Genomic DNA, 26755 nt, shown 5'->3' on the forward strand with positions numbered 1-26755 from the left:
CCATCGAGCTTGTCGCTTGAATCGCGCACAGGCCAATGCCGCAGGCGAGGCGTTCACCGTCGACGGCGCAGCCGAGAACGAGAGCCGGACAGTCCTCAGCCCAAGATCAAACCGCCCAAAGCACCCCCCGATATACAGCCTACCGAGAGCCGCCATCAGCCAAGAAGACTGAAAATCGCAGCTGTGGACAACCCACACCCATGGGGACAACACCAATCGACACCAACGCCCGCAGCACCAACACCACGCCACACACCATCAGCCAACACAAGCCATCAGCCATCACCAAGCCCCAAGCCCCAAGCCCCAAGCCCCAAGCCAAAGGATCAAGCCAAAGGCCAGTGCGCCCGCCACCCCTCAGCCGTGAGTTCCGCCCCCGCCGCCCGAGCTGACTTCTCTGCCGACCGCACCCGGTCCGCGAATCCCCGAGCCACTTCACGCAACTCCTGCTCCGGGTCCAGCCCGCTCAACCGTGCCCGGGCCGCCAGCGCGAAGAGCTGCGACCCCACGGACTCCCCCGCGGGCACCAGGTCAGCCGGAAACCCGGCCTTCCCCGCCCGGTGCACCAGTTTCGCCGCCAACGCCACCGCGGGCTGCCCCATGGCGACCCCATCAACGCTCGACGAACGTTGCTTCTCCTGCTGCTTCAGCTCATCCCAGCGCCCCTGCTGGGTCTCCGCGTCCCACACCGCCGGGCCGTCCGCGAACACGTGTGGGTGACGGGAGACCAACTTGTCCACCAACGCCGTGGCGACGTCGTCGATGGTGAAGGGGTCTGTGGGGTCGTCGGAGGCGATGCGGGCGTGGAAGAGGACTTGGAGGAGGACGTCGCCCAGTTCTTCGCGCAGTGCGGTGCGGTCGGTCTCGTCGATGGCGTCGAGGAGTTCGTACGACTCCTCGATCAGGTACTGGCGTAGCGACTCGTGTGTCTGCTCGGCGTCCCACGGGCACCCGCCGGGGGAGCGGAGCGTGTCCATGACCTGGGCCGCGAGGATCAGGCTCGCGCCGCTGGTCCGGTAGACCGGGGCGCCCGGGAGTGCGTAGTCGGGGTCGTCGGTCAGCACCACGATCGGGTGGGTGGCGGCTTCAGCGGCCACGTCCGGGGGAAGCGGGCCGTCACCGAGTGCCGGGTCTACGCCGCCTGTGACGTAGACGCGGGTGGCGGCGCGGAGGAGGGGTAGTGCTGACGCGGGCAGGGTCGTGGCGGTCAGGACCACTACGGCGGTGCCCGGTGTCACTGCTGGGGCGTGTTCTTGATCGGCATGACCACGCCGAGGGTCTCGGACTCGCTGCCCGCGACGTTCATGTCGGCGATGTCCCACACGCCGTAGCGGGGGCTGATGGTGATGCCGAGGTCCTGGCCGGTGGTCTGCAACAGCCTGCGGCCGAGCGAGGTGGCGACGCGGGGGTCGTTCTGGGCCTCGGCGGTGGGCTTGCCGTCCTGGGTGCGCTTGAGGATGACGGCGACCACCCAGTTGGCGTTCTCCGGGTTGGGCTGGAACGCGATGACCGAGTTGGCCGGGGCGCCGAAGATGACCGTGCCCGCGATGTCCGGTGCGGCGCCCGGGGTCAGGGTCTCGCCCTTGGCTGCCTGGGCACCGGCGGCGACGTCGGCGTCGATGACCTTCGCGGCCTCGGCGAGGCCCTGGGACAGCTCCTTGGCCTTGTCCAGCGCCTGCTGGCGCAGCGACCCGGTCTGGCCCTGCCCGGCGGCGGCGACCAGGGTGAAGTCGAAGGTGACCGACAGCTTGTCCAGCTGCGCGGTGCCGAACTGGGCCAGCAGCAGGTAGTCGTGCGCCAGGTAGTCGGCGGGGAAGGTGCGGTTCACCGCCTGCTGCACGATGGCCTCCGGCGAGGCGCTGCCGTCGGCGGGGAACTCCTTGAACGAGCCGGTGATCTGCTCGGCGAGCTCGGTGACCGCGGCGGGCTCGACGGTGATCCGCTGCTTCGCCGAGTAGTCCTCGATCAGCTCGTGCAGGACGAGCTGGCGCAGGATCGCCCTGGAGAGCAGCGCGAGCTTGCGCTGGTCGGCCAGCACGCGCACGGCGGGCTCGGCCTGCGTGGCCTTCTCCACCAGGTCCTGGACCTCGTTGACGCCGATGGTCTTGCCGCCCACGATCGCGGCGGTGTTCACCTGGCTTGGCCCGCTCGCGCAGGCGCCGAGCACCAGTCCGAGCGCGAGGAGCGACGCGACGAAGGGGCTGCGGCGGCGGATGACGGTGGTCACAGTGGCCAAGCCTCTCACAGGACCCCTGGCGCGGCGACGAGTACCCGACCGTGTTACACGCCGTGAGCGGCGCCGCTGCCGCGCAGCAGGTGCGCCAACTGCTCGCGCAGCATGGCCGCGTCGGCGGGGGCGAGGGCGACCCAGGGGCGGCCGTCGGCGCGCACGGTGCGCATCAGCGCGTAGCGGCCGTCCCCGGCGACGTCGAACCAGAACAGCGACGGTCCGCGCTCACCGTGCGTGGTCACGCCGAGCTGCCCGGCCCGGAGCCTGCGCGCGGCCAGCAACTCGGTCAGCGCGGACACCTGCTCGGCCTGTTCGGCGGGCCAGTGGCCGCCGGGCAGCCTGCCCGCCCGGTCCGCGGGCAGTTCGGCGACGACAGCGGAGACCAGGGCGCTGATCCCGACGTCGCGGACGAGGACGTCGCCGCCCGCGTGCTCGCTCGGTCCCGGTTCCTGGGTGGCGATGGCCGCGCGCCTGCCGACCCTGGCGGCCAGGACCCGGTGCGGGGAGTCGGAGCCGTCCTCGGCCATCCACACCGAGTCGACGGAGATCTCGGGGGCGTGCAGCATCCGCAGGCTGGCGTCGAGCTCGGGGTCGACCCGGTCGCCGCGACCGAGGATGCCCGCCGTGCGCAGCCTGGCGCGCACCCGCTCGTTGACCTCCGCCTGCTCGCGCTGGGTGATGCCGGCGCGGGCCACCTGCAGCGGGTACGGGAAGACGTCCATGCCGAGCCGGTCCCACACGTGGCCGAACTCCTCGGGGGTGAGCGTCCAGCCGAGCTGGGTCGTCAGGGTCACTGCTGCTCCCCGATCACGGGCGGCGCCGCCTGGATGCCTGCGCCGAACACCTCGTCCTTGTCGATCTCCGTCAGGTACCGGTTGCGGTGCTCGGTGTCCTCATCCCCGGTCGAGGAGCCGCGCGCACCCGTCGGTCCCGGCGCGCCCGCCGAGCCGGGGCGGGGCGCCGTAGCGGACCCTTTCGCCGACGCGGGCCCACCGGTAGGGCCGAACTGCCCTGGTGGCACCGCCGCCGACCACGGGCGAGGGCCGCGCGAGTCCGTCCACGCGGTCGCGTTCGGACCCGAACCGACCCCGGCGCGCATGCGGCTACCTGCGGAAACAGCCCCGCCGGTGATCGGTAGCGCAGCCGAAAACGGCACGGTCGACGCCGGAACCGTTGGCACGGTTGGTGTCGCGGAGGACACGGTGGGCGATACGGCGTTCGGCGGCACAGTGCCGGATGGGACAACGGGTGATGGCACAACACCCGATGACACCGTCGTGTGGTGCGTCGCGGGCGGGAGGTATTCGGCCGGATGTCTCGACGAGGTGGTGTAGTCGGGTGGACCTGATGGCGTCACATGCGTTGGTACGAATACGGGACGCCGGTCGACAAACGTCCACTGGGGACGCGAGTCGGACGCCGTGGCCTGGTAAACACTGGACGAGGACTGCGGGGTGTTGCCCGTGCGCGTGCCCGGTGGTGGTGGGAACGCGGGCACGCTGCTGTCGACGTAGACATAAGGGCTTGTGAAGTACGTGGCCATAACCTGGCGCGCACGGGCCAATGCGGCCTCGCGTTCGTTGAACTGCTGACGCATGTCGTAGACGCCTGCGGCGCTTGCACTTGCTGCCGCTAGAGGGCCGTAGCCGCCGCCGAACGCGGCACCCGTAAGAGCGGCCGTCATGTTGCGTCGCCAGTTGAAGTCAACGGGCTCAGGTAGGTGTGCCTTGGTGTTGCGGACCGCTTGGGCTACCTCGGCGAGTTTGTCCGCTGTGCCGTGCATGGAGTCGCTTAGGTCTGTGGCCCACGCGCGGTAAGGGTTCACGGTGGCACTAGCGCGCTCGGCGGCGTCGCCGGTCCAGCTGACGCCCACGATCTTCGACAGGTCGTCGCTGAAGTCCTCGAAGGACTGGACGAACCTCGCGCCGAGGTCGCGCCACCCGTGCGCGGCCGCGTCGATCTTGCCGATGTCGATCCGGTGGACCATGCGCTTGAGGTTGTGGTGGTCCCACACCCACCAGTTGTCCAACTCGGCCAGTCGAGGTGAGTCGAACCCGGCGAACTGGCCGTGCTCGGGGAACTGGCCGTAGTGCGGAACTCTGGCGGGCTCCAAGGTCACCGGCTGCCACCGATCCACCGCAGGCTGTCGAGGTCGGCCTCGGCGTAGCCGTCGGCGATCGCGCGGAACTTCTCCGCCATGTCCCACAACTCGGCCCGGACCTGCGCCACCCGGTGGTCGAAACCGTGGTACGCGGCGGCCTTGTCGGCGAACTTGAAGCCCATCTCCCGGCCCGACTGGCAGTCGCCGTAGTCGATGTACTCGTGCACCGTCGCCCCCGCGACGAGCGCGTCCAACCGGTTGATCTGCGCCATGCAGTGCGCGGTAGCTCGGCGCGCCTCGTCGGGACTGATCGAGAACTCGCCGCTCATGACCGTTCCTCCCCTGGTCAGCCGCCCTTTCCAGGCCGCTCGCCAGGGGAGTCGCCGCGTGCGGGACCTGTGTTACCGACCACAGCACCGTCCACACCCTGGACGCCGCTTAGTCGCCGGCCGTCCCCCCGACCGACACCGGCCCCCTCACGACCCGACGCCCGCCCCCGCGGGCACGACCTCAAGGGAGGCAAGGAACTTGACGCACCAGTCCAGGAGGTCGCGGTCGCGCCCTATCAAGCGCGCCAAGGCGCCCACCGATGAAAGCCGTCCTGACGAGAGGTCGAGACCGTTCCGCGCGGCAGGCCATCCGGCCGCGTGGTCGGCGCATTCCGGTGGCAGACGCGGCCCGCGAGTGCATGAGGCCGGTGAACGATTCCCGGCAGAGTCCGGCAATCCGGACTTCCGCGATCGGGGTCGGGAATCGACGTCGCGCGCCCACCGTTCACCACCGACCCGTTGGTGGCATTGCCGGTTGGTCGCATTGCCGGGTCTGGCGCGCTCATCGAACGGGCGAGGAGTCGGACCTGCGCCCTATCGGGATGTCCGCCACCGATCCAGGGGGCCGTGGTGGCTCACACGCCCGCCACCGCGGGTTTGACCTCCAAGGACTCCAAGAACTTGACGCACCAGTCCAGGAGGTCGCGGTCGCGTAGGACGGGGGCGCCGATGCGGCCGCCTGCGCCGCCCTCGGTCGGTCGGGGGACGGTGATGGTGTTGGTGACCGCTTTGTGGGTGGCCTTGGGGTGCAGGCGCTTGAGGCGGACGAGTTGGGAGTCGCGCAGTGGTAGTGGGGCGAAGCGGATCGTGTTGCCCTGGGCGATGGCCTCGGTCACCCCGTGGGCACGGCACTGCTGGCGGAACCCGGCCACCGCCAGCAGGTTCACCACCGGGGCCGGTGGCTCGCCGTAGCGGTCGACGAGTTCCTCGCGGACCGAGTCGAGCGCGGCCTCGTCCGGGGCGGCCGCCAGTTTGCGGTACGCCTCCAGGCGCAGGCGCTCGCCGGGGACGTAGTCGTGCGGGATGTGGGCGTCGACCGGGAGGTCGACCCGCACCTCGGCCAACTCGTCCTCGTCCTCGGCACCCGGGGCGCCCGCGTGCTTGCGGAACGCCTCGACCGCCTCGCCGACCAGGCGGACGTACAGGTCGAACCCGACGCCCGCGATGTGGCCGGACTGCTCGGCGCCGAGGATGTTGCCGGCGCCGCGGATCTCCAGGTCCTTCATGGCCACCGCCATGCCCGCGCCGAGCTCGGTGTTCTGCGCGATGGTGGCGAGCCGGTCGTGCGCGTGCTCGGTGAGCGGCGACTCCGGCGGGTACAGGAAGTAGGCGTAGCCGCGTTCCCTGCCGCGGCCGACCCGGCCGCGCAGCTGGTGGAGTTGGGCCAGGCCGAGCATGTCGCCGCGCTCGACGATCAGGGTGTTGGCGTTGGAGATGTCCAGCCCGGTCTCCACGATCGTGGTGCACACCAGCACGTCGTGCTCGCGTTCCCAGAACCCCTGGATGATCTTCTCCAGCCGGTCCTCGTTCATCTGGCCGTGCGCGGTGACCACCCTGGCCTCGGGGATCAGCTCGCGCAGGGCGCGCGCGGCCTTCTCGATCGAGGACACCCGGTTGTGCACGAAGAACACCTGGCCGTCGCGCAGCAGTTCGCGGCGGATGGCGGCGGCGACCTGCTTGTCGTCGTAGCCGCCGACGTAGGTGAGGATCGGGTGCCGGTCCTCGGGCGGGGTGAGGATGGTCGACATCTCGCGGATGCCCGCCAGCGACATCTCCAGGGTGCGCGGGATCGGCGTGGCCGACATGGTCAGCACGTCGACGTGGGTGCGAAGGGACTTGATGTGCTCCTTGTGCTCGACGCCGAAGCGCTGCTCCTCGTCGACGATCACCAGGCCGAGGTCCTTGTACCGCAGGCCGGTCTGCAGCAGCCGGTGCGTGCCGATGACGATGTCGACGGAGCCGTCAGCGAGACCTTCGACGGTGCGCTCTGACTCCTGCGGGTCCGTGAACCGCGACAGGCCGCGGACCGTGACCGGGAAGGAGTGCATGCGGCCCGCGAAGGTGTTGAGGTGCTGCTGGGCCAACAGCGTCGTCGGCACCAGGACCGCGACCTGCTTGCCGTCCTGCACCGCCTTGAACGCCGCGCGCACCGCGATCTCGGTCTTGCCGTAGCCGACGTCGCCGCAGATGACCCGGTCCATCGGCACGCCGCGCATCATGTCGGCCTTGACCTCGTCGATGGCGGCGAGCTGGTCGATGGTCTCGGTGAACGGGAACGCGTCCTCCAGTTCCCGCTGCCACGGGGTGTCCGGGCCGAACGCGTGCCCGGGCGCTGCCTGGCGGGCGGCGTAGAGCTGCACCAGCTCCGCGGCGATCTGCTTGACCGCCTTCTTGGCCTTGGCCTTGGTGTTCTTCCAGTCGGAGCCGCCGAGCTTGTTGAGCGTGGGCAGTTCGCCGCCGACGTAGCGGGAGATCTCGTCGAGCTGGTCGGTCGGCACGAAGAGCCGGTCGCCCGGCTGGCCGCGCTTGGAGCTGCCGTACTCCAGCACCAGGTATTCGCGGGTGGCGCCAGCGACGGTGCGTTGCACCATCTCCACGTACCGGCCGATGCCGTGCTGTTCGTGGACGACGTAGTCGCCCGGCTTGAGCGCCAACGGGTCCACCGCGTTGCGGCGCCGCGACGGCATCTTGGCCGACATGTCCTTTGTGGACGTGCCGTGCCTTCCGCCGGTCAGGTCCGCTTCGGTGAGCAGGACCAGGTTTGAACCGGGCGCGATAAGCCCATCTTCGATGGCACCGCACACGACGGTGACCAGCCCGGCGCGCGGAGACTCCGACAGACCTTCCTCGGCGAACACGGCCGACACATCGGCGTCGGCCAACTGCTCCACCGCACGCTTGGCCGTACCGGCGCCAGGTACGACCAACACCGCCACGCCACCGGTCGCCGTATGTGCGCGCAGGTCGGCGAAGGCTCGTTCGATCTCGCCGCGGTAGCCCTCTACCGGGCGCACGTCGAGGGTGATCGAGTCTTCGTCGGGGGTGGTCAGCTGCGAGAGGGTCCACCACGGGTGGTCGCTGTCCCGCGCGTGCGCGGCGACCTCACCGAGATCGCGGTAAGCGGAGGCGCCCAGGTCGATCGGAGCCTTACCGCCACCGGCCGCGGCCATCCACGACGCCTCTAGGAACTCTTGGCCTGTGCGGACGAGGTCGTGCGCACGGGTGCGGATCTTCTCCGGGTCGTTGAGCAAGACGTGCGTGCCCGCGGGGACGACATCGGTGAGCAGTTGCATCTGACCCGCGACCAGAGCCGGGATCAGCGCCTCCATGCCCTCCGACGGGATGCCCTCGGCGAGCTTGGTCAGCATCTCGTGCAGGTGCGCGTCGGCCTGGTGCGCCTCGGCCAACGCGGCGGCGCGCGCCCGCACGGCCTCGGTGAGCAGCAACTCCCGGCACGGCGGCGCGGTGACCTCGGCGACCTCACCGGGCAGCGACCGCTGGTCGGCGACGGCGAACGGGCGGATCTCGCTGACCTCGTCGCCCCAGAACTCGACCCGGACCGGGTGCACGGCGGTCGGCGGGAACAGGTCGACGATGCCGCCGCGCACCGCGAACTCGCCGCGCTTCTCGACCATGTCGACCCTGGCGTAGGCCAGGTCGGCCAGCCGGGCGATCACCGCGTCGAAGTCCTGCTCGACACCGGTCCGCAGGTGCACCGGCGCCAGTTCACCCAGCCCGGGGGCCATCGGCTGGATCAGGCTGCGGACCGTGGCGACCACGACCTTGAGCTGACCGGCCGGGTGCTCCTCTGGGTGGGCGAGCCTGCGCAGCACCGCCAGCCGGGCACCCACCGTGTCGGCGCGCGGCGAGAGGCGCTCGTGCGGCAGGGTCTCCCAGCTGGGGAAGTCCGCCACCGCGTCCCGGCCGAGCAGGTCACCGAGCACGGCGACCAGGTCGTCGGACTCGCGGCCGGTCGCGGTGATCGCCAGCACCGGCGCCCTGGCGGCCAGCGCGGCCACCACCAGCGGCCTGGCGGCGACCGGGCCGGACAGGACCTTGGTGGGGGCACCGACCGCGTCGCTGATGGCGACGGCGGCGGGGTCGGCGAGCAGGGTGGTCAGCAGGCCGTGCAGCTTCGACACGAGCGGGGTGTCCTTCATGGCGTGGGGTGCGGTTGGGCGTCTTGGGGCGTCCACGGACGTGCGGGAGCGCCTGGCCCAGGGCTGGCGCCCGGCCGGGGGTCCACCTCCCACACTACGGCTTGGCACCGACAGCCGTCGCGTCGTATCCGGGCGGCTAGCGTGCCGGTATGGCGCTTGCGCGGTGGGTCTCGCTCGGGCTCGACGAGTCGGTGGGGCGGTCGTTGCTGGACCGGTGGTCGGAGCCGCACCGGCGGTACCACGACCTGGCGCACCTGGCGGCGGTGTTGTCCGGTGTGGACCTGTTGGCGGAGCACGCCGACGACCCTGACCTGGTGCGATTGGCCGCGTGGTACCACGACGCCGTCTACCGGGGCAGCCCGGACGACGAGGAGCAGAGCGCACTCCTGGCCGAGGCAGAGCTACCTGCGGCAGGTCTTGATGCGGCTGCGGTAGCCGAAGTGGCGCGCCTGGTTCGTCTTACGGCGGGGCATCGGACGTCGCCCGGCGACCGCAACGGTGAGGTGCTGTGCGACGCGGACCTGGCCATCTTGGCGTCGGACGGGTACGACGCTTACGTGGCGGCAGTCCGGGAGGAGTACCGCCACGTTCCAGAGGAAGCCTTCCGCGTCGGTAGAGCCGCCGTGCTTCGGAACCTGTTGGCTCTGCCCAACCTCTACCGGACTCCCCTGGCACGTGAGCGGTGGGAGGCCGTCGCGCGGAAGAACCTGCGCTCGGAGCTAGAAGCGCGGAGCTCTCTTCTCTAGGAACGCGGAGACACCCTCTGCGTAGTCAGGGCTGTTCACCGACGCGGAGTACATGAAGTGCACTTCCTCGTCCTCCTCGTAGCGCCCGTCGACGATGCGCCTGACGATGTCCTTGGCACCGCGGATCGTCACCTGGGAGCGCGAGGCCATGGTGGTGGCCAGTTCAGCCGCACGCTTGGCAGGCTCGGCGTGCAGCTCGTTGACCAACCCGATCCGCAGAGCGGTGTCGGCGTCGATGATGTCGCCGGTGAAGAGGATCTGCTTGGCCCAGGCAGGCCCGACAGCGTCAACGAGCTGCTTGGTCGACGGCAGGTTGAACACGATGCCCAGCTTCGACGGCGTCACCCCGAACCGGGCGTCGGTAGCCGCGACCCGCAGGTCGCACGCAAGAGCCAGTTCGCAGCCACCACCGATGCAGAAGCCGTTGATCGCGGCGATGGTGGGCTTGGCGAGGCTGGTCAGCGCCTTGGTGGCGGCCTCGATCGCGTCGGCGTAGCGGCGCGCTCCAGCGGGGTCCTTGCGCAGGGTGGTGAACTCGCTGATGTCGGCGCCCGCGGAGAACAGGTCCGCGCTGCCCGTGATCACCAGGACCCGCACGTCGTCGTCGGCGCGGACCCGGGCGGCGATACCGGGGATGGCGGCCCACATCCGGTAGCTGATCGCGTTCTTCTTCGCGGCCCGGTCGATGACGAGGGTGGCGACCGGGCCGTCGCTGGTCAGGATGAGGTGCTCGCTCACGCGGTCACGGTAACCGTGGGAAAGTTCTAGTAGTTAGTGTTTGGCTAGATGGGGCATTCTGCCCATATGCGCCGTACTCCCCTGGTTGGCCTGTCTGCCGTGTTGGTACTCAGTGCGTGCGGTTCGAGTGGGGCCTCGGTGCCCGCTGGACCGGCCCCCGCGGGCGCACCGGGGTTAAAGGTGGAGACGGTCGCGACCGGCCTGAGCCATGGCTGGGACATCGGCTTCCTGCCCGACGGCAAGATCCTCGTGACCCAGCGCAACGGCGAGTTCGCGCTCATCTCGGGCGGCGGCACCGTGACCCGGCTCAAGGCGGCAACGGAGACGGTGCAGGTGCGCGGTGAGGGCGGCCTGATGGGGCTGGTCGTGCACCCGGACTTCGCGACGAGCCGCGAGTTCACCACCTGCCAGACGCACACGGAGAACGGCGAGCCGGTCGACATCCGCCTGGTGACGTGGCGGCTGACCCAGGACGAGTTGATGGCCACGCGGGTTCGCGAACTGCTCACCGGGCTGCCTCTAGCCGCTAGCGGGCGTCACTCGGGCTGTCGACCCACCATCGCATCCGACGGTGCCCTGCTGGTCGGCACGGGCGACACAGCCCGCGGCGACGCGTCTCAGGATCTCCGCTCACTGGGCGGCAAGGTCCTGCGCATCGACCTCAAGACAGGACAACCGCTGCCGGATAACCCCACCGCAGGCTCCCCGGTCTACACCTACGGGCACCGCAATGTGCAGGGCGTGGCGGTACGGCCAGGCGGCCAGGTCTTCGTCGCCGAACACGGCCCGGACAAGAACGACGAAGTGAACCTCTTGAAGCCAGGAGCCAACTACGGCTGGGACCCCTCCCAGGGCGGCACGGTCCCCGGCTACGACGAGAGCGTCCCGATGACCGACCTGACCCGCTTCCCCGACGCCATCCCCGCCAAGTGGCAGTCCGGCAGCACAACCGAGGCCATCTGCGCCGCCGCATTCCTCACCGGCGCCCAGTGGGGCTCCCTCGACGGCACCCTCGTCATCACCGCCCTCAAGGGCGCCAAGGCCCTCTTCCTCACCCTCAACCCCGGCGGCGACGTCACCTCGACCACCATCCCCACCGAACTCCAGGGCCACGGCCGCCTCCGCGCCGCCAGGACCTCCCCCGACGGCTCCCTCTACATCACCACGTCGAACGGCACCGACGACAAACTCCTGAAGGTGACCCCGGCGAACTAGCCGGAGCCGCACGGGTCACCGGACTAGGGCTGTTCGCTCAGGCGGGGTTTGCCGTCCAGGTTGGACAGGCCGTTCCAGGCGAGGTTGACCAGGTGGGCGGCCACGTCGGCCTTCTTGGGCTTGCGGGCTTCCAGCCACCACTGGCCGGTGAGGGCGACCATGCCGACGAGGGCCTGGGCATAGAGCGCGGCCAGCTTGGGTTCGTAGCCGCGGCGGTGGAACTGGACGCCGAGGATGTGCTCGACCTGGCTGGCGATGTCGTTGAGCAGGCTGGAGAAGGTGCCGGTCGTGGTGGCGACCGGGGAGTCGCGGACCAGGATCCGGAAGCCGTCGGTGCTGCTCTCGACGTAGTCCAAGAGGGACAGCGCGGCGCGTTCGAGCAGGACGCGCGGGTGCTCTTCCTCCGACAGCGCGGTGGTCATGCCCTCAAGCAGGGTTTCCATCTCGCGGTCGACGACCACGGCGTAGATGCCCTCTTTGCCGCCGAAGTGTTCGTAGACAACGGGTTTGCTGACGCTCGCGCGGTGGGCGATCTCCTCGACCGAGGTGCCGTCGAAGCCCTTCTCCGCGAACAGCGACCTGGCGACGTCGAGCAGCTGCTGCCTGCGCTCCTTGCCGGTCATGCGGACGCGGGGGGTCTCGATCTTTCTCGGCACCGGGACAGCCTAGGCGTCACGGGCGGCGCCGGCCGCAGGACCGGCGCCGCCCCGCGGGCTCACTTGACGCTGAGCTTGGCCAGTCGGGCCTCGGTGGGCCAGCGGACGTCGCTGACCCAGCCCGCCTTCTCGAAGATCCAGATCAGCCGGGCGGAGGTGTCGATCTGGCCGCGCTGCACGCCGTGGCGGGCGCAGGTGGGGTCGGCGTGGTGCAGGTTGTGCCACGACTCGCCGAAGCTGAGGATGGCCAGCGGCCAGAAGTTGGCCGCCTTGTCCCGGCTGGCGAACGGCCGCTCGCCGATCATGTGGCAGATCGAGTTGGTCGACCAGGTCACGTGGTGCAGGATCGCGACGCGCACCAGGCCCGCCCAGAAGAACGCGGTCAGCGCGCCCCACCACGACCAGCTGATCAGTCCACCGAGGATCGCGGGCAGCACGAAGGTGGCCACGGTCAACCACGGGAACAGCGTGCTGACGCGGATGATGTCCTTGTCCGCCATCAGGTCCGGGGCGAACCGCTCCTTGTTGGTGACGTCGTTGTCGAAGATCCAGCCCATGTGCGCGTGCCAGAAACCGCGGGCCAGCGCCGCCGGGGAGGTGCCGAACAGCCACGGCGAGTGCGGGTCGCCCTCGCGGTCGGAGAACGCGTGGTGGCGGCGGTGGTCGGCGACCCAGGTGGTCGGCGGGCTCTGCACGGCCATGCTGCCCATCACCGCGAGCAGGATCTTGAGCGGCCGCTTGGCCTTGAACGAGCCGTGGGTGAACAGCCGGTGGTAGCCGACGGTCACGCCGAGGCCGGAGAAGTAGAAGAAGAACACCGACAGCGCGATGTCGACCCAGCTCAGTCCCCAGCCCCAGGCGAGCGGGACGGCGGCGACCAGCGCGGCGAACGGGCCCAGGATGAAGATGTAGACCGCGATCCGCGAGGTCAGCGTGCGCTGTCCCTCGAACATCGGTTTGCGCCCCTTGGGCGACTGTTCCGTCGTCGCGTCGTCGAGCGTGCTCGTCATGGGATGTCCCTCTCTCGAACCAGGGCCAGGCTCACCTACGGCGCCGTAACCTACGACAGCGTAAGGAACGATCCACCGACCGCGCCAGTGCCCGGGGTGCGCGCCACCCCACCACTGTGCCGAGACCCCGGCGACGGCGCTGACCAGGTGAACGACGGTGCGCACCCATACCGCCGCGTTCGGTGACACCGCCGCGGATCTTGTGACACCGCTAACACCCGAACGGACGCGAGAGGGGGCCAATCGCCCGGGTAGGGCTGCCCCGGTGGGTACCCTCGTGCCACGATGTTCCCCACTGTGAGCGAACACCGCTCGCGATCCGCCGTGGTGTAAAGGCAGCACCTTGGATTTTGGTTCCAATGGTTCAGGTTCGAATCCTGGCGGCGGAGCAAGCCTCATCTGAGTCACGACACCGCACCACCCCGACTCAGCACCAGCAGACGCGTACGAGGGGGTGCCGCGCCGCACGTGGACGACGAGCAGCGGGACCCTGGCGACCTACCCGCGTTGGAGGAGCGCTCCGACGCCTGGCTGGTCGGGCGCGCCAGGGAGCTGCTCGCGGTCATCCAGGTGAGCCCGGTCGCCGAGCGGATCCGGCACACCGACGAGGTCGACCGGCTGCTCGCCGAGGCCCAACACCGCGGTGAGCCCAGGATGGTCGCCCAGCTGCTGCGCTCGGCGGTCGCGGTGCGGGTGGTCAACAACGAACTCGCGGACACCGCTGAGCCGCTGCTCGACGAGATGCTCGCGCACACCCGCAGGCACGGTCTTGTGGTGCTGCAGGCCGACGCGCACGCGCTGCGCGGTCGCCGGTTGCTGCTGGCGGGCGCCGAGGACGCCGCGCTGACCGAGGCCGCGGTCGCGCTGGCCATGCTGGACGAGGACATGACCCCGGACGTGCTGCTCGGCGGCCGCAACTGGGACATGATCATGGCGGCCACGCTGATGGACATCGGCACCGTGCTCACCCAACTCGGCGTCTACGAGGTCGCCGACCAGGTGATGGCCAGGGCCAACAAGTGCATCCGGGCCAGCGCGGGACCGCACCTGATCTCGGTGCACCTGATCAACCGGGCCCGGTTGCTGGTCGGCTGGGGGCTGCGGCTGGAGCGCATCGGCGAGGACGAGCGGGCCGCGGAGCGCTTCGCCACGGCGGCGGCGATCGCGGTCGCGGTGGAGGCCCCGTTCCGCGAGTCGCTGTTCCCGCGCGACCAGAACCTGTCCGCCGCGGACCAGAACCCGATCATCGGCGCGGCGCTCGCGCTGGCCCAGCCCTCCGGCGCGCACATCAACCGGTTGCAGCGGCTGTCGGCGTCGATGCGGTACCCGCGCGAGCTGGTCATCGTCGCGGTCGCGCTCGCCCGCTGCCTGGAGCACGAGGGCCGCGAGGACGAGTCGGTGGACGTGCTCGGCGAGGCGCGGTCGCGGATGTACCACGAGGCGGCCGAACCGACGCTGCGCCTGTGCCTGATCCGCGAGTACGCGCGGCTTTCCGGCCCTGAGGGCGGCGAGCGCACTACGGGCGCGCTGGAGCACTACGCGACCGAGTTGGAAGCCCAGCTCTGGGACATGCGCGAGTCGCGGATCGCGACCCTGAACACGCGGCGCGAACACGAGCGGTTGTCGCGCATGCACGGCGCGATCGCCCGGCAGGCATTGCAGGACCCGCTGACCGGGTTGCCCAACCGGCGCGCGTTGGACGAACGGCTGGAGACCCTCGCGGGCTCACCGGCGAACCACCCGCTGGCGGTGGCGCTGGTCGACCTCGACGGCTTCAAGGGCGTCAACGACCGCATGTCGCACGCGGAGGGCGACGACGTGTTGCGTGTCGTCGCGAGCACACTGCGCGATGCCTTGCGCGGCAGCGACATGGTGGCCCGTTACGGCGGTGACGAGTTCATCGTATTGCTGCCGGGTGCGCCTCTTACCGCCGCCGAGGCAGCTTTGCGCAGGGCGTTGACGGCGGTCGCCGGTCTACCGCCGGACCTGTCGCACGGGGTTACGCTGTCCATCGGCGTGGTGTCCTTGCGTCCACAGGAGACCGCCGTCCGCGCGCTCGCCCGGGCCGACGCCGCGATGTACCAGGCCAAGCGGGGCGGCGGCAACGACATCGTCGCCATCCACGCGGGCGAGGGCGACGGCACGGCGGAGGACGGGAAGCCGGACACCGACCGCGTCGACGGCGAGCGGCTGGACCCGGCGTGGGTCCTCCCGGAGACCACGTAGGATTTGGCACCGGTCGCCCGTCGCGCGCGATACCCCGCCGACGGCGGACCCCTTCCGCCTCGTTTCGCCAATGCTAGGGAGCGCGATGTCTACACCCTCCCCCGATCGTGCACGCCTGGGTCAGGTCACCTCCGTCATCCTGGCCGCGGGGGAAGGCACCCGGATGCGGTCGGCCACCCCGAAGGTGCTGCACCCGGTCGCGGGCAGGCCGCTGGTCGAGCACGCCGTGCGGGCGGCCGCCGGCCTGGAACCGGACCACCTGGTCGTGGTGCTCGGGCACGGCAGGACCGCCGTCGGCGCGCACCTGAGCGGTGTCGCCGACGCACTCGGCCGGGAGGTGACCACCGCGGTGCAGGAGACCCAGGACGGCACCGGACACGCGGTCGCCTGCGGGCTGGCGCCGCTCGGCACGGTCACCGGCACCGTCGTGGTCACCTACGGCGACGTGCCGCTGCTGGACACCGCGACGCTCACCGCGCTGCTGGCCGAGCACGCCGAGCAGGGCAACGCGGTGACCGTGCTGACCGCGCGGGTACCGGACCCCACCGGGTACGGCCGGATCGTGCGGGCCGACGACGGCACCGTCGAGCGGATCGTCGAGCACAAGGACGCCACCGAGGCCCAGCACGCGATCGACGAGGTCAACTCCGGGGTCTACGCCTTCGACGCGGCCGTCCTCGTCGACGGGCTGGCCCGGCTCAAGACCGACAACTCCCAGGGCGAGCTGTACCTGACCGACGTGCTGGGCACCGCCCGCGCCGACGGCCGCCGCGTTGGCGCGCTGGTGTGCGCGGACCCGTGGCTGGTCGAGGGGGTCAACGACCGGGTGCAGCTGGCCAAGCTGGGCGCGGAGCTCAACCGGCGCACCGTGGAGACCTGGATGCGGGCGGGCGTGACCGTCGTCGACCCGGCCACCACCTGGATCGAACTGGGCGTCACGCTGGGTCGCGACGCGCGGATCGAGCCGAACACGCAGCTGCGCGGCGCCACCACCGTCGGTGCCGGTGCCCTGGTCGGGCCGGACACGACGCTGACCGACGTGGTCGTCGGCGACGGCGCGGAGGTCGTCCGCACGCACGGCACGTCGGCCCTGATCGGCGACGGCGCGAGCGTCGGGCCCTTCGCCTACCTGCGGCCGGGCACGAAGCTCGGCGCCAGGGGCAAGATCGGCACCTTCGTCGAGACCAAGAACGCCGACATCGGGGTGGGGTCGAAGGTCCCGCACCTCAGCTATGTGGGTGACGCCACGATCGGTGACCACAGCAACATCGGTGCGGCTAGCGTGTTCGTCAACTACGACGGGGTGAACAAGCACCACACAGTTGTCGGCTCCCACGTGCGCATGGGGTCGGACAACATGTACGTAGCACCCGTCACCATCGGTGACGGTGCGTACAGCGGCGCCGGGACGGTCCTGCGCCGCGACGTGCCGCCCGGCGCGCTCGCGGTCTCGGGGACCCCCCAGCGCAACATCGAGAACTGGGTGGTGCGCCGCCGCCCGGGCACGGCTGCCGCGGACGCGGCGCAACGGGCACTCCCCGCCGACGGAACCAGCGAGGACAACGGATGAGCTTCAAGGTCGGTACCCCCAAGAAGAACCTGATGTTGTTCTCCGGCCGGGCGCACCCGGAGCTGGCGGAGGAGGTCGCCAAGCACCTCAACGTCAGCATCACCCCGCAGTCGGCCTACGACTTCGCCAACGGCGAGATCTTCGTCCGGTTCGAGGAGTCGGTCCGCGGCTGTGACGCGTTCGTGATGCAGAGCGCCACCGCGCCGATCAACCAGTGGATCATGGAGCAGCTGCTCATGGTCGACGCGCTCAAGCGGGCCAGCGCCAAGCGGATCACCGTGATCATGCCGTTCTACCCGTACGCGCGGCAGGACAAGAAGCACAAGGGCCGCGAGCCGATCTCCGCGCGCCTGATCGCCGACCTGTTCAAGGTCGCTGGCGCCGACCGGATCATGACCGTCGACCTGCACACCGCGCAGATCCAGGGCTTCTTCGACGGCCCCGTGGACCACCTGTTCGCGCAGAACACGCTGGCCCGCTACATCAAGGACAACTACCCCACCGACAACATCGTGGTGGTCTCCCCGGACGCGGGCCGCACCAAGCTGGCCGAGAAGTGGGCCGACGACCTCGGCGGCGTGCCGATCGCCTTCATCCACAAGACCCGCGACCCGCTGCGGCCGAACGAGGTCGTCGCCAACCGGGTGGTCGGCGAGGTCGAGGACAAGCTGTGCGTCGTCATCGACGACATGGTCGACACCGGCGGCACGATCGCCAAGGCGGTCCGCCAACTGCTCGACGAGGGCGCCTCCGACGTGGTCATGGCCGCCACCCACGGCGTGCTCTCCGGCCCGGCCCGCGAGCGGCTGCAGGGCAGCGGCGCGCGGGAGGTCATCTTCACCAACACGCTGCCCATCCCCGACGACAAGCGCTACCCCGGCATGACCGTCCTGTCGATCGCCCCGCTGCTGGCCCGCGCCATCCAGCAGGTGTTCGAGGACGGGTCGGTCACCTCGCTGTTCGACGGCGACGCCTGAGCGCACCGCACGGTGGGGCGACCCCCGGGTGCGCCCCACCGGTGACGCGTGCGTAAACTATTCGAGTTGCCTCGGCGAGGCGGGCATCGCGCCTGGCGTGATCGACGTGGCGGTTCGGTTCTTCGAACCGTGGCGTCTCACTGCCTCCCGTGCCCCTTGCCGCAGGCCACCCGCCCCGACTGTGAAGTCGCGCCCCCGCCGCACTGCTGATCGCAAGGAGAGCACCACCGTGTCCGAGGTACGTCTGGCCGCCGAACAGCGCACCGAGTTCGGCAAGGGCGCCGCGCGCCGCACCCGCCGCGCGGGCAAGATCCCCGCCGTGCTCTACGGACACGGTTCCGACCCCAAGCACCTGGCCCTGCCCGGCCTGGAGTTCGCCCGCGTCGTGCGCGAGCACGGCCAGAACGCGGTGCTGACCCTCAACATCGGCTCGGCCACCGAGCTGGCGCTGACCAAGACGGTCACCACCCACCCGCTGAAGAACTACATCGAGCACGTCGACCTGCTGCTGGTCCAGCGCGGCGAGAAGGTCACCGTCGAGATCCCGATCGTCGTCACCGGCGACGCGGTGCCCGGCACCCTGGTCACCCAGGACCTCACCTCCCTGCTGATCGAGGTCGAGGCGCTGCACATCCCCGAGCAGGTCGAGCTCAGCATCCAGGGCGTGGCGGCGAGCACCCAGATCACCGCGTCCCAGGTCGAGCTGCCCTCGGGCGCCGTGCTGGTGACCGACCCGGAGGCCCTGGTCCTCGCGGTCAACCCGGCGCCGACCGCCGCCCAGCTCGAGGCCGAGCTGGACACCGAGGGCGCAGGCGTGGTCGAGGACCCGAAGTCGGACTCCTCGGACAGCTGATCCCTTACGCTTCCCCGGTGCCCCGGTCCCTCGTTCAGGGTCCGGGGCACCGTGCTGTAGGCAGGCCAGGTGCTGGAGGGATGACATGGCTGACGACGCGCCCTGGGTGGTGGTCGGGCTCGGCAACCCCGGGCCGAGGTACGAGGGCAACCGGCACAACATCGGGTTCCTGGTCGCCGACGAACTGGCCAGCAGGCTCGGCGGCCGGTTCAAGGCGCACAAGGCGGGCGCCGAGGTGGTGGAGGGCAGGCTGGGCGACCAGCGGGTCGTGCTGGTGAAGCCGCGCTCGTTCATGAACCTGGCAGGCGGTCCGGTCGCGGGCGCCACCCGGTTCTTCAAGGCGGGCGCCGACCGGCTCGCGGTGGTGCACGACGAACTCGACCTGCCGTTCGGCACCATCCGGTTGAAACTGGGCGGCGGCGAGAACGGCCACAACGGACTGCGGTCGATCACCAAGTCGCTGGGCAGCAAGGACTACTATCGGGTCCGCTTCGGCATCGGCCGCCCACCCGGCCGGATGGACCCGGCTGACTTCGTGCTCCGGGACTTCTCGGCCACCGAGCGCAAGGAGTTGGCGTTCGAGGTGGACACCTGCGCCGACGCGGTGGCCGCGCTGGTCTCGCAGGGCATCGAGGCCGCGCAGAACACCTACCACGCGAACTGAAGGAGGCCCCCGTTGTCCCTCACCCCCGACGCCGTGCGCGCGGTGACCTTCGACAAGGCCCCCTTCGGCAAACGCGGCTACCACGAGGACCAGGTCGACGCGTTCCTGGACAAGGTCGAGGCCGCCCTGGAGGGCCGCGGCAAGCTGACCGTCGCCGAGGTCCGCGAGGCCGAGTTCGACGCCGCCCCGCTGGTCAAGCGCGGCTACAACGAGGACCAGGTGGACGAGTTCCTCGACTCGGTCGCCGTCGAACTGGAGTCCCGCGCGGCCGAGGACGCCCTCAAGGTCATCCCGGCCAACTCCGAGGCCCCGTACCTCCCCCTGCCACCCGCACCCCCCGGCACCCGCGGCTACCACCCCACCGACGTCGAACGCCTGGCCCACCTCCTCGACCGAGCCGCCAACGAACACGGCGCGGGCCCCAGCGCCGACCAGGTCGAAAACCTCCGCCTCGGCCTCTCCGCCTACCCCGGCCAGGGCTACCACCCCGCCGCCGTAGACGCCATCAAAGCCGCCTGGCTCACCGAACTCCGCCGCCGCTAGTCCCCCGGCGTTTGAACCGCGACCAGGGCCCAGGAGGCTCCGGGTCAGGCCATGAGCCGCACACGCTCGCGCTTCGAGAACGGCACCAGGATCAGCCCGCAAGCCCGCCCAGGCGGCCCCCCACCCCAAGTGACCCACCCACGCCCCCCGGTGCCACCCATTGCCCAACCAGCGCCCGCCCAACACCAGCCCGAAACGGCCCCGCCCACTGGCCCTCCACGACGGCCTCGCGCGCGCACGCCAGTCCGGCCCCAGCCCCCACCCTCTCCGGGGGGCGTCCCAGGTCCCAGCCTACCGGCACCCCCCGACAAACGATCTTCACACAAGGCGCCGAAGATCCACATGTGGATAACTTCTGTCGCTGGACCGGGTGAATGTCGCCACCCGGCCGTGCGAGAAACCCCTGGTCAGCGCGTCGAGCCCGCACAAGAGCCACCCCGCCGACCCAGGTCGCTCAGAACCCGGGTGAACGGGGCGGGAAACCACCGCTAAGTGTCCACAGTGGACAGATCAGCCCTCGGACGCCTTGATCGTCGCCGCGACCTGGTCCCCCGCGGCGGCCCGGCGGAGCTTGCCCGAGGGGGTCTTCGGCAGTGATCCCGGCTTGAGGACCACCACCGCCACCGGTCGGGCGTTCACGGCCTCGAACACCCGCGCCGCGACGTCCTTGCGCAACACCTTCGCGGCAGTGTCGTCCTCGGCCAGTCGCGACTCGACGACCACCGCGAACCGCTCCCGCCGGGACCCGGCGTCGATCCGCACGGCGACCGCGTTCCCAGCTCGCACACCCTCCACAGTGGACGCCGCGCGCTCGATGTCGGTCGGGTAGATGTTGCGCCCGCCGAGGATGATCACGTCCTTGCGGCGTCCGCAGATGACGATCTGCCCGTCCACCAGGTACCCGATGTCCCCGGTGGCGAGCCACCCCTCGGCGTCCTGTGTCGCGACAGGACCGTCGACGGTCAGGTACCCGGGCGTCACGGCCTCGCCGCGCAGGCGGATCTCGCCGACCTGGCGCGAGCCGAGCACCGCGCCCTCCGGCGACACGATCTGCGCCTCGATGCCCCGCAAGGGCTTGCCCAGCACCGCGAACGCGCGCCCGGAGTCCACACCGGCCGGTACCGCGAGGTTGTCGGACTCCAGCTTCTCCGCGTCGACGTGGTCGAGGGTCAGCCCGGTGAACAGCGGCGCGAACGACACCGCCAGCGTCGCCTCGGCCATCCCGTACGCCGGGAACACGCACTCCGCGCGCAAGCCGAACCGGGCGCCCTCACCGGTGAACGCCAGCACCGCCTTCTCGTCGATCGGCTCGGCACCGTTGAGCGCCAACCGCAGCGACGACAGGTCGTACTTGTCCTCTTCGTCCACTCCGGACAGTCGGCGGCCGAGCAGCGCGTAGGCGAAGTTGGGCGCGGCGGTGATCGTGCCGCCGTAGCGGGAGATCAGGTCGGCCCAGATGAGCGGGCCGCCGAGGAACTCGACCGGGGTGACCTTGACCAGTTCGATGCCCGCGGTCATCGGGACGGTCAGGAAGCCGACCATGCCCATGTCGTGGAACAGCGGCAGCCAGGACACCATGACGTCGGCCTCGGTGTCGATCTCGGCGGTGTCGACCATGGCGGTCAGGTTGGAGAACAGGTTGCCGTGGGTGATCCGCACGGCCTTCGGGTCGGCGGTCGAGCCGCTGGTGAGCTGCAGCAGCGCGGGCGCGTCCTCGCCGACCTCGACCACGTCGGCGAGCGGGGCGCCGCTGTCGAGGTCGGCCAGCCGCAGGTAGCCGATGCCGTGCTCGTCGAGCAGCGGGGCCAACTGGTCGAACGGGGCACCGAGCAGGACGAGCTTGGAGTCGATCATGTTCAGCACGCGCACGGTGTCGTGCGCCCACTCGGCCAGGTCGGTGCGCGCGGTCGGCTGGTGCAGCATGGTCACGCTGCCGCCCGCGAGCCACACGGCCTGCACCGCGGGGGCGATGGCGACCGGCTCGGCGGCCAGCACCGCCACCGCGCCGTGCCTGCCGAGCCCCCCGGCGGCCAAGGCGCCCGCCATCCGCAGCGCGCGCTCGTGCACCTGTCCCCAGGTGTGGCGGACGGGCTCCTTGGGCTCCCCGGTGGTGATGCCCTTCCGCTCACCCCTGGTGCGCGCGGTGTCCAGCAGCATGTCGACGAACCGGCTCATGCCGCCAAGCCTAGATCAGTGTTACTCCGCGGTATCGGCCAGTTCGAGCCACCGCTGCTCCAGTTCGTCCTTCGTCGCGACGACCGACCGCAGCTCCGCGTCGAGTTCGAGCAGCTTGGCGGCGTCGGTGGCGGCCTCGGCGAGGGCCGCGTGCAGCGTGGCCTCCTTCTTCGCCAGGGTCTCGACCTGCCGCTCCAGCCTGGCCAGCTCCTTCTGCGCCGCGCGCCGGTCGGCCGCGTTGACCTTGACCGCGGTGGCGGCGGCCGCGGGCTGGGGCTTGGCGGGCGAGGGGGTGGCCAGGGCGGCGGCGCGCCTGGTCAGGTACTCCTCGATGCCGCCGACCAGGTGGGTCACCTTGCCGTCGCCGAAGAGGGCGACGACCCGGTCGCAGACGCGTTCCACCAGGTACCGGTCGTGCGAGACCACGACGATGGTGCCCGGCCACGAGTCGAGCAGGTCCTCCAACTGCTGGAGGGTGTCGATGTCGAGGTCGTTGGTCGGCTCGTCGAGCAGCAGCACATTCGGCTCGGCCATCAGCAGCCTGGCCAGCTGGAGCCTGCGCCGCTCGCCGCCGGACAGGTCGCCGATCGGGGTCCACTGCTTGTTCGCCGGGAACCCGAACCGCTCCGCCAGCTGCGACGCCGACAGGTCCTGCTTGCCGAGCGTCACGCGGCGCGCGATCTCCTCGACCGCCTCTAGGACCCGTAGCTGCGGCGGTAGCTCGTGCAGCTCCTGCGTCAGGTGGGCCAAACGGACTGTCTGCCCCTGGATCCGCTTACCGGCTTGAGGCTCGCTGTCGCCCGCCAGCAACCGGAGCACGGTGGTCTTACCTGAGCCGTTGACGCCCACGAGCCCGACACGGTCACCGGGCCCGATGCGCCAGGTCTCGCGGTCGAGGATCGGCTTGTCCCCCGCGCTGATCGACACGTCCTCGAGCTCGACCACGGTCCGCCCCAGGCGCCGCTTGGCGAACGCGAGCAGCTCCACGTTGTCGCGCGGCGGCGGGACGTCGGCGATCAGCGCCTCGGCCGCGTCGATCCGGTAGCGCGGCTTCGAGGTGCGGGCCGGGGCGCCGCGGCGCAGCCAGGCCAGCTCCTTGCGGGCCAGGTTGCGCCGCTTCTCCTCCAGCGTGTCGGCCAGCCTGGCGCGCTCGGCCCTGGCGTAGATCCAGTCGGCGTACCCGCCCTCGTACTGCTCGACCTGCCCGCCGACGACCTCCCAGGTGCGGCCGCAGACGGTGTCGAGGAACCAGCGGTCGTGGGTGACGACCACCAGCGCGGTGCCCCGGGAGATCAGGTGGTCGGCCAGCCACTGCACGCCCTCGACGTCGAGGTGGTTGGTCGGCTCGTCGAGCACGACCAGGTCCAGCTCGCGCACCAGCGCGGCGGCCAGCGCGACCCGGCGCCGCTCACCGCCGGACATGGTGTCGACCGGGCTGTCCAGGCCGAGCGTGGTGATCTCCAGGCCGGTGAGGATCGACCGCGCCCTGGGGTCGGCCGCCCACTGGTGGTCCTCGGTGATCCCGAGTGGATCCAGCACGGCGTTGCGCACAGTGGACCCCGGCGCCAACTCGGTGCGCTGCGTCACCACCGCCATCCGCAGGTCGCGCACCCGCGACACCCTGCCCTCGTCAGCGGGCTCTATGCCTGCCAACACCTCGAGCAGGGTGGTCTTACCGCCGCCGTTGAGCCCAACGACGCCGATGCGGTCACCGCGCCCTACGCCGAGGGAAACTCCGTCCAGCAGCGGCCGCACACCGAAGCTCTTGCTGACGTTCTCCAGGTTGACCAGGTTGGTCATCTAGCCCCGCACTCCCCGCCGTCCGCCGGACACACCGGGGGCAAGCGTATCGACCGTGGCCGGTGGCCGACCGGGTGCGGGCCGTCACTTTCCCAGTTTTACCGAATATCGAGCGCATTCGGACGGCGACCCAAGGTGAGCGGTTCTGTTTGTGCGCAACCGTTCGGACACGCTCCGTGTGATTCTTTTGACGTGGTAACAAAATTCGACTAGTTACGACATAGGAGTTCGTCTGGAGGTCAAATGTCGTACGTGCGCCGGTGGGCGCGGTTCCCGGTCGTCGCGGTGACCGCGGGTCTGCTGCTCGCCGCCTGTTCGAGCGGGTCCGACTCGTCCGGGGGGACCACGGCCGCCCGCCTGGGTGGCCAGATCGCGATCCGCTCGAGCGGTAGCCCCACCCTGGCCACCCTCTGGCTGGACAGCGTCGTGGCCGTCGACTGCACCGAGCCGGGCAGCCTGCCGCCCAACAACGGCCACTACCTCGCCGCCACCATCGTGCTGAAGACCAGCGAGCAGTACCAGCCCGACTCCGGCTGGTGGATGAGCGCGGGCGACTTCGCCACCGAGGACGCCGACGGCAAGCAGACCGGCAAGGGCATCGTGACCTCTTGCCTCCCCGAACACCGCTACCTCCCGGACGACTTCTACCTCTCCGACTCCGGCTACTACGGCGTGGTCCTCATCGACTCCGCCAGCGTCCACGGCACCCTGACCTACAAACCCCACAACCTCCCCAACAACGTCACCGGCTGGCACTGGAGCTATTAGTTCCCGCCACCCGCCCCCACGTCCCCGCCCGGCATCGTTCCCGGCTTGGCAGGTGTGCGTCCTCGGAGCCGTCCCCGGCTTGGCCGGGTGACGTCGCTGGAGCGGTTCTCGGCCTGGCGGGCGGGCCTCGCAGCAGCGGTCCCGGGCTGGCAGGGTTGCGTACCTGGAGCGGTTCCCGGCTTGGCGGGCGGGCCTCGCAGCAGCGGTCCCGGGCTGGCAGGGTTGCGTACCTGGAGCGGTTCCCGGCTTGGCGGGCGGGCCTCGCAGCAGCGGTCCCGGGCTGGCAGGGTTGCGTACCTGGAGCGGTTCCCGGCTTGGCGAGCGCATCTCCCAGCAGCGGTCTTGGGCTGGCAGGTTGACATCCCCTGTAGCCGTTCCCTGCCTCGGCGGGCACGTTGCCCCGACAGCGGTCCCAGGCTGGCAGGTTGACGTCCCTGGAGTTGTCCCAGGTCTGGCGGGGCCGCGTCTCGCAGCAGTGGTCCCGGGTTGGCGGGGTTGCGTACCTGAAGCCGTTCCCTGCCTGCGCGGGCACACTGCCCGGCAAGGGGCCCGGGTTGGCAGGTTGACGTCTCTCACTCAGCGCCCTGCCCGGCCAGCAGATCCATCCCGGGCTGCCAACGCCCCGGACCTGACGCTCTTACCCCACCGCCGCCGCCATAGCGGTAACCCCACCTCCACCCCCACACGACAGCCCAACCCAGCCCGTTAGCCCTACCGAACCTCCGCCCCCTCTTACGCGCACGCGCGGTCCCACCCCAGCCCGGCCCCCACCCTCTCCGGGGGGCGTCCCCGTCGCCAGTCTAGTGGGTCACGGTTGCGGGGCAGGGGGAATGGGGCGGGCTGTGGACAACTCGGGAGTTGGGGATGGCGCGACCTGGGGATCTGTGGGGGTTGGGTGGGGTGCGGCGGGAAGGTTCACCCGGGAGTGGGGTGGACCAGGGGATTCATGGTGTGCGGTCGGGTCCCCGTAGGCTGGCCGGGTGCTCGCTGTCGTGCCTGCCCCGGTGACCGTCCGGGTGCCGTCGAAGGTCAACCTGCACCTCGCCGTGGGGGACCTGCGGCCGGACGGGTACCACGACCTGGCCACCGTCTTCCAGGCGTTGTCGTTGACCGACGAGGTCACCGTCGCCGTGGCCGATGAGCCGGGGGTCGAGGTGCACGGCGAGGGGGCCGACTCGGTGCCGACCGGCGCGAGCAACCTGGCCTGGCGCGCGGTGCAGGAGTTGGCGCGGCACGTGGGGCGGGACGCGGACGAGCCGAAGGTGCGCATCGTCATCCGCAAGGGCATCCCGGTGTCCGGCGGTATGGCCGGGGGCAGCGCGGACGCCGCGGCGACCCTGGTCGGGCTGGCGTCGCTCTGGCGGTTGGACATCGGCCGCGACGAGCTGGCGAAGGTCGCCGCGCGGCTGGGCAGCGACGTCCCGTTCGTGCTGCACGGGGGTACCGCGCTGGGCACCGGTCGGGGCGAGCGGCTCGTGCCGGTGCTGACCAGGCACACCTACCACTGGGTCCTCGCGTTCGACCGCCGCGGCCTGTCGACCCCCAAGGTCTACGGCGAGCTGGACCGCCTCCGCGCCGACGGCGACCCACCCCGCATCGGCGATGTCGAACCCGTCCTCGAGGCCCTCGCCACCGGCGACCCGCGCAAGCTCGCCCTGCTCCTCGGCAACGACCTGCAGGCCGCCTCGGTCTCGCTGCGCCCCGGCCTGCGCCGCACCCTCCGCGCCGGTGTCACCGCGGGCGCCCTGGCGGGGACCGTCTCCGGCTCCGGCCCCACCTGCGCCTTCCTCTGCGAGGACGCCGAAGCCGCCCTCCGCGTCGCCGCCGAACTCTCCGGCGCGGGCGTCTGCCGCACCGTCCGCGTAGCGCACGGCCCCGTCCCCGGCGCCCGCATCACCCCGACCGAGGAACGCCCCGTCCCCCCGGAAGCCCACGCCTAGACCAGTTTCGAACGACTTGCCCGCCGCGGCACCGCTTTCCCGGCCATTGACGCC

The 26755-nt window shown here is 70.7% G+C and carries 21 protein-coding genes and 1 tRNA gene; 11 read left to right on the top strand and 11 right to left on the bottom strand.

Annotated features, from left to right (window positions below; genetic code table 11):
* Positions 1 to 326: 326 nt before the first annotated feature.
* The 6 genes from CLV68_RS00005 to mfd all read right to left on the bottom strand — a co-directional run bounded on the left by CLV68_RS00005 (position 327) and on the right by mfd (position 8820).
* Positions 327 to 1238, bottom strand: a complete 912-nt coding sequence (locus CLV68_RS00005) for a nucleoside triphosphate pyrophosphohydrolase (RefSeq protein WP_121388607.1) — start codon at positions 1236 to 1238, stop codon at positions 327 to 329.
* Positions 1235 to 2227 (bottom strand): SurA N-terminal domain-containing protein, encoded by a 993-nt coding sequence (locus CLV68_RS00010; RefSeq protein WP_170224005.1) that lies wholly within the window; start codon positions 2225 to 2227, stop codon positions 1235 to 1237. The genes CLV68_RS00005 and CLV68_RS00010 overlap by 4 nt, the downstream gene beginning before the upstream one ends.
* A gap of 53 nt (positions 2228 to 2280) precedes the next feature.
* Positions 2281 to 3024: an ESX secretion-associated protein EspG gene (locus CLV68_RS00015; RefSeq protein WP_121388609.1), complete on the bottom strand. Its 744-nt coding sequence runs from the start codon at positions 3022 to 3024 to the stop codon at positions 2281 to 2283.
* Positions 3021 to 4349 carry a PPE domain-containing protein gene (locus CLV68_RS00020; RefSeq protein WP_121388610.1) on the bottom strand — a complete coding sequence of 443 codons (1329 nt, stop codon included), beginning with the start codon at positions 4347 to 4349 and terminating at the stop codon, positions 3021 to 3023. Before CLV68_RS00020 ends, CLV68_RS00015 begins: the two co-directional genes overlap by 4 nt.
* Positions 4346 to 4660: a hypothetical protein gene (locus CLV68_RS00025; RefSeq protein ID WP_121388611.1), complete on the bottom strand. Its 315-nt coding sequence runs from the start codon at positions 4658 to 4660 to the stop codon at positions 4346 to 4348. The genes CLV68_RS00020 and CLV68_RS00025 overlap by 4 nt, the downstream gene beginning before the upstream one ends.
* 575 nt (positions 4661 to 5235) lie before the next feature.
* Complete coding sequence (gene mfd / locus CLV68_RS00030; RefSeq protein WP_170224006.1) at positions 5236 to 8820, bottom strand: transcription-repair coupling factor; 3585 nt, start codon at positions 8818 to 8820, stop codon at positions 5236 to 5238.
* 149 nt (positions 8821 to 8969) lie between these two features.
* On the opposite strand from mfd, the gene CLV68_RS00035 reads away from it, so the two are divergent.
* The gene (locus tag CLV68_RS00035) at positions 8970 to 9566 is read left to right on the top strand and encodes an HD domain-containing protein (protein ID WP_121388612.1); all 597 of its coding nucleotides are present in this window, start codon (positions 8970 to 8972) and stop codon (positions 9564 to 9566) included.
* Here CLV68_RS00035 and CLV68_RS00040 read toward each other — a convergent pair.
* Positions 9540 to 10304 carry an enoyl-CoA hydratase/isomerase family protein gene (locus CLV68_RS00040; RefSeq protein ID WP_121388613.1) on the bottom strand — a complete coding sequence of 255 codons (765 nt, stop codon included), beginning with the start codon at positions 10302 to 10304 and terminating at the stop codon, positions 9540 to 9542. The two genes, CLV68_RS00035 and CLV68_RS00040, sit on opposite strands and share 27 nt — an antisense overlap.
* Positions 10305 to 10370: 66 nt before the next feature.
* Here CLV68_RS00040 and CLV68_RS00045 point away from each other — a divergent pair, with 66 nt between their 5' ends.
* Positions 10371 to 11519: a PQQ-dependent sugar dehydrogenase gene (locus CLV68_RS00045; RefSeq protein ID WP_121388614.1), complete on the top strand. Its 1149-nt coding sequence runs from the start codon at positions 10371 to 10373 to the stop codon at positions 11517 to 11519.
* Positions 11520 to 11542: 23 nt separating this feature from the next.
* Here the strand turns inward: CLV68_RS00045 and CLV68_RS00050 are convergent, their stop codons facing one another.
* Both CLV68_RS00050 and CLV68_RS00055 read right to left on the bottom strand, forming a co-directional pair.
* On the bottom strand, positions 11543 to 12142 hold the full coding sequence (locus CLV68_RS00050) for a TetR/AcrR family transcriptional regulator (protein ID WP_121388615.1): 600 nt from the start codon (positions 12140 to 12142) through the stop codon (positions 11543 to 11545).
* Positions 12143 to 12234: 92 nt separating this feature from the next.
* Entirely contained in the window at positions 12235 to 13185 is a 951-nt protein-coding gene (locus CLV68_RS00055) for an acyl-CoA desaturase (protein ID WP_121388616.1), read from the bottom strand.
* Between the two features lie 318 nt (positions 13186 to 13503).
* Here CLV68_RS00055 and CLV68_RS00060 point away from each other — a divergent pair.
* The 7 genes from CLV68_RS00060 (at position 13504) to CLV68_RS34440 (ending at position 20018) form a co-directional block, all read left to right on the top strand.
* Positions 13504 to 13574, top strand: a tRNA-Gln gene (locus CLV68_RS00060).
* A 79-nt stretch (positions 13575 to 13653) separates the two neighbouring features.
* Positions 13654 to 15411 carry a GGDEF domain-containing protein gene (locus CLV68_RS00065; RefSeq protein WP_121388617.1) on the top strand — a complete coding sequence of 586 codons (1758 nt, stop codon included), beginning with the start codon at positions 13654 to 13656 and terminating at the stop codon, positions 15409 to 15411.
* Between the two features lie 85 nt (positions 15412 to 15496).
* Entirely contained in the window at positions 15497 to 16981 is a 1485-nt protein-coding gene (glmU, locus tag CLV68_RS00070) for a bifunctional UDP-N-acetylglucosamine diphosphorylase/glucosamine-1-phosphate N-acetyltransferase GlmU (protein WP_121388618.1), read from the top strand.
* Complete coding sequence (locus tag CLV68_RS00075) at positions 16978 to 17958, top strand: ribose-phosphate diphosphokinase (RefSeq protein WP_092779760.1); 981 nt, start codon at positions 16978 to 16980, stop codon at positions 17956 to 17958. The genes glmU and CLV68_RS00075 overlap by 4 nt, the downstream gene beginning before the upstream one ends.
* A 229-nt stretch (positions 17959 to 18187) precedes the next feature.
* Positions 18188 to 18811: a 50S ribosomal protein L25/general stress protein Ctc gene (locus CLV68_RS00080; protein WP_121388619.1), complete on the top strand. Its 624-nt coding sequence runs from the start codon at positions 18188 to 18190 to the stop codon at positions 18809 to 18811.
* An 85-nt stretch (positions 18812 to 18896) separates the two neighbouring features.
* Complete coding sequence (gene pth, locus CLV68_RS00085) at positions 18897 to 19475, top strand: aminoacyl-tRNA hydrolase (RefSeq protein WP_121388620.1); 579 nt, start codon at positions 18897 to 18899, stop codon at positions 19473 to 19475.
* 12 nt (positions 19476 to 19487) lie between these two features.
* Positions 19488 to 20018 carry a DivIVA domain-containing protein gene (locus tag CLV68_RS34440; protein WP_092779754.1) on the top strand — a complete coding sequence of 177 codons (531 nt, stop codon included), beginning with the start codon at positions 19488 to 19490 and terminating at the stop codon, positions 20016 to 20018.
* A gap of 510 nt (positions 20019 to 20528) precedes the next feature.
* Here CLV68_RS34440 and CLV68_RS00095 read toward each other — a convergent pair.
* Both CLV68_RS00095 and CLV68_RS00100 read right to left on the bottom strand, forming a co-directional pair.
* A complete protein-coding gene (locus CLV68_RS00095) occupies positions 20529 to 22193 on the bottom strand; it encodes a fatty acyl-AMP ligase (protein WP_121388621.1) in 1665 nt (554 codons plus the stop codon).
* Positions 22194 to 22214: 21 nt separating this feature from the next.
* Positions 22215 to 23993 (bottom strand): ABC-F family ATP-binding cassette domain-containing protein, encoded by a 1779-nt coding sequence (locus CLV68_RS00100; protein WP_121388622.1) that lies wholly within the window; start codon positions 23991 to 23993, stop codon positions 22215 to 22217.
* Positions 23994 to 24236: 243 nt separating this feature from the next.
* On the opposite strand from CLV68_RS00100, the gene CLV68_RS00105 reads away from it, so the two are divergent.
* Both CLV68_RS00105 and CLV68_RS00110 read left to right on the top strand, forming a co-directional pair.
* The gene (locus CLV68_RS00105; protein ID WP_121388623.1) at positions 24237 to 24761 is read left to right on the top strand and encodes a hypothetical protein; all 525 of its coding nucleotides are present in this window, start codon (positions 24237 to 24239) and stop codon (positions 24759 to 24761) included.
* A gap of 980 nt (positions 24762 to 25741) precedes the next feature.
* Positions 25742 to 26701: a 4-(cytidine 5'-diphospho)-2-C-methyl-D-erythritol kinase gene (locus CLV68_RS00110; protein WP_121388624.1), complete on the top strand. Its 960-nt coding sequence runs from the start codon at positions 25742 to 25744 to the stop codon at positions 26699 to 26701.
* Positions 26702 to 26755: the final 54 nt, after the last annotated feature.

This window comes from Actinokineospora cianjurensis, from assembly GCF_003663795.1.
Taxonomy (GTDB): Bacteria; Actinomycetota; Actinomycetes; order Mycobacteriales; family Pseudonocardiaceae; genus Actinokineospora; species Actinokineospora terrae.

Bases quoted from the DNA above. Each gene is read 5' to 3' on its own strand.
- CLV68_RS00025 (WP_121388611.1), bottom strand. From the start codon at position 4,660: ATGAGCGGCGAGTTCTCGATCAGTCCCGACGAGGCGCGCCGAGCTACC.
- mfd (WP_170224006.1), bottom strand. From the start codon at position 8,820: ATGAAGGACACCCCGCTCGTGTCGAAGCTGCACGGCCTGCTGACCACC.
- CLV68_RS00035 (WP_121388612.1), top strand. From the start codon at position 8,970: ATGGCGCTTGCGCGGTGGGTCTCGCTCGGGCTCGACGAGTCGGTGGGG.
- CLV68_RS00045 (WP_121388614.1), top strand. From the start codon at position 10,371: ATGCGCCGTACTCCCCTGGTTGGCCTGTCTGCCGTGTTGGTACTCAGT.
- CLV68_RS00050 (WP_121388615.1), bottom strand. From the start codon at position 12,142: ATGACCGGCAAGGAGCGCAGGCAGCAGCTGCTCGACGTCGCCAGGTCG.
- CLV68_RS00055 (WP_121388616.1), bottom strand. From the start codon at position 13,185: ATGACGAGCACGCTCGACGACGCGACGACGGAACAGTCGCCCAAGGGG.
- glmU (WP_121388618.1), top strand. From the start codon at position 15,497: ATGTCTACACCCTCCCCCGATCGTGCACGCCTGGGTCAGGTCACCTCC.
- CLV68_RS00075 (WP_092779760.1), top strand. From the start codon at position 16,978: ATGAGCTTCAAGGTCGGTACCCCCAAGAAGAACCTGATGTTGTTCTCC.
- pth (WP_121388620.1), top strand. From the start codon at position 18,897: ATGGCTGACGACGCGCCCTGGGTGGTGGTCGGGCTCGGCAACCCCGGG.
- CLV68_RS00095 (WP_121388621.1), bottom strand. From the start codon at position 22,193: ATGAGCCGGTTCGTCGACATGCTGCTGGACACCGCGCGCACCAGGGGT.
- CLV68_RS00100 (WP_121388622.1), bottom strand. From the start codon at position 23,993: ATGACCAACCTGGTCAACCTGGAGAACGTCAGCAAGAGCTTCGGTGTG.
- CLV68_RS00105 (WP_121388623.1), top strand. From the start codon at position 24,237: ATGTCGTACGTGCGCCGGTGGGCGCGGTTCCCGGTCGTCGCGGTGACC.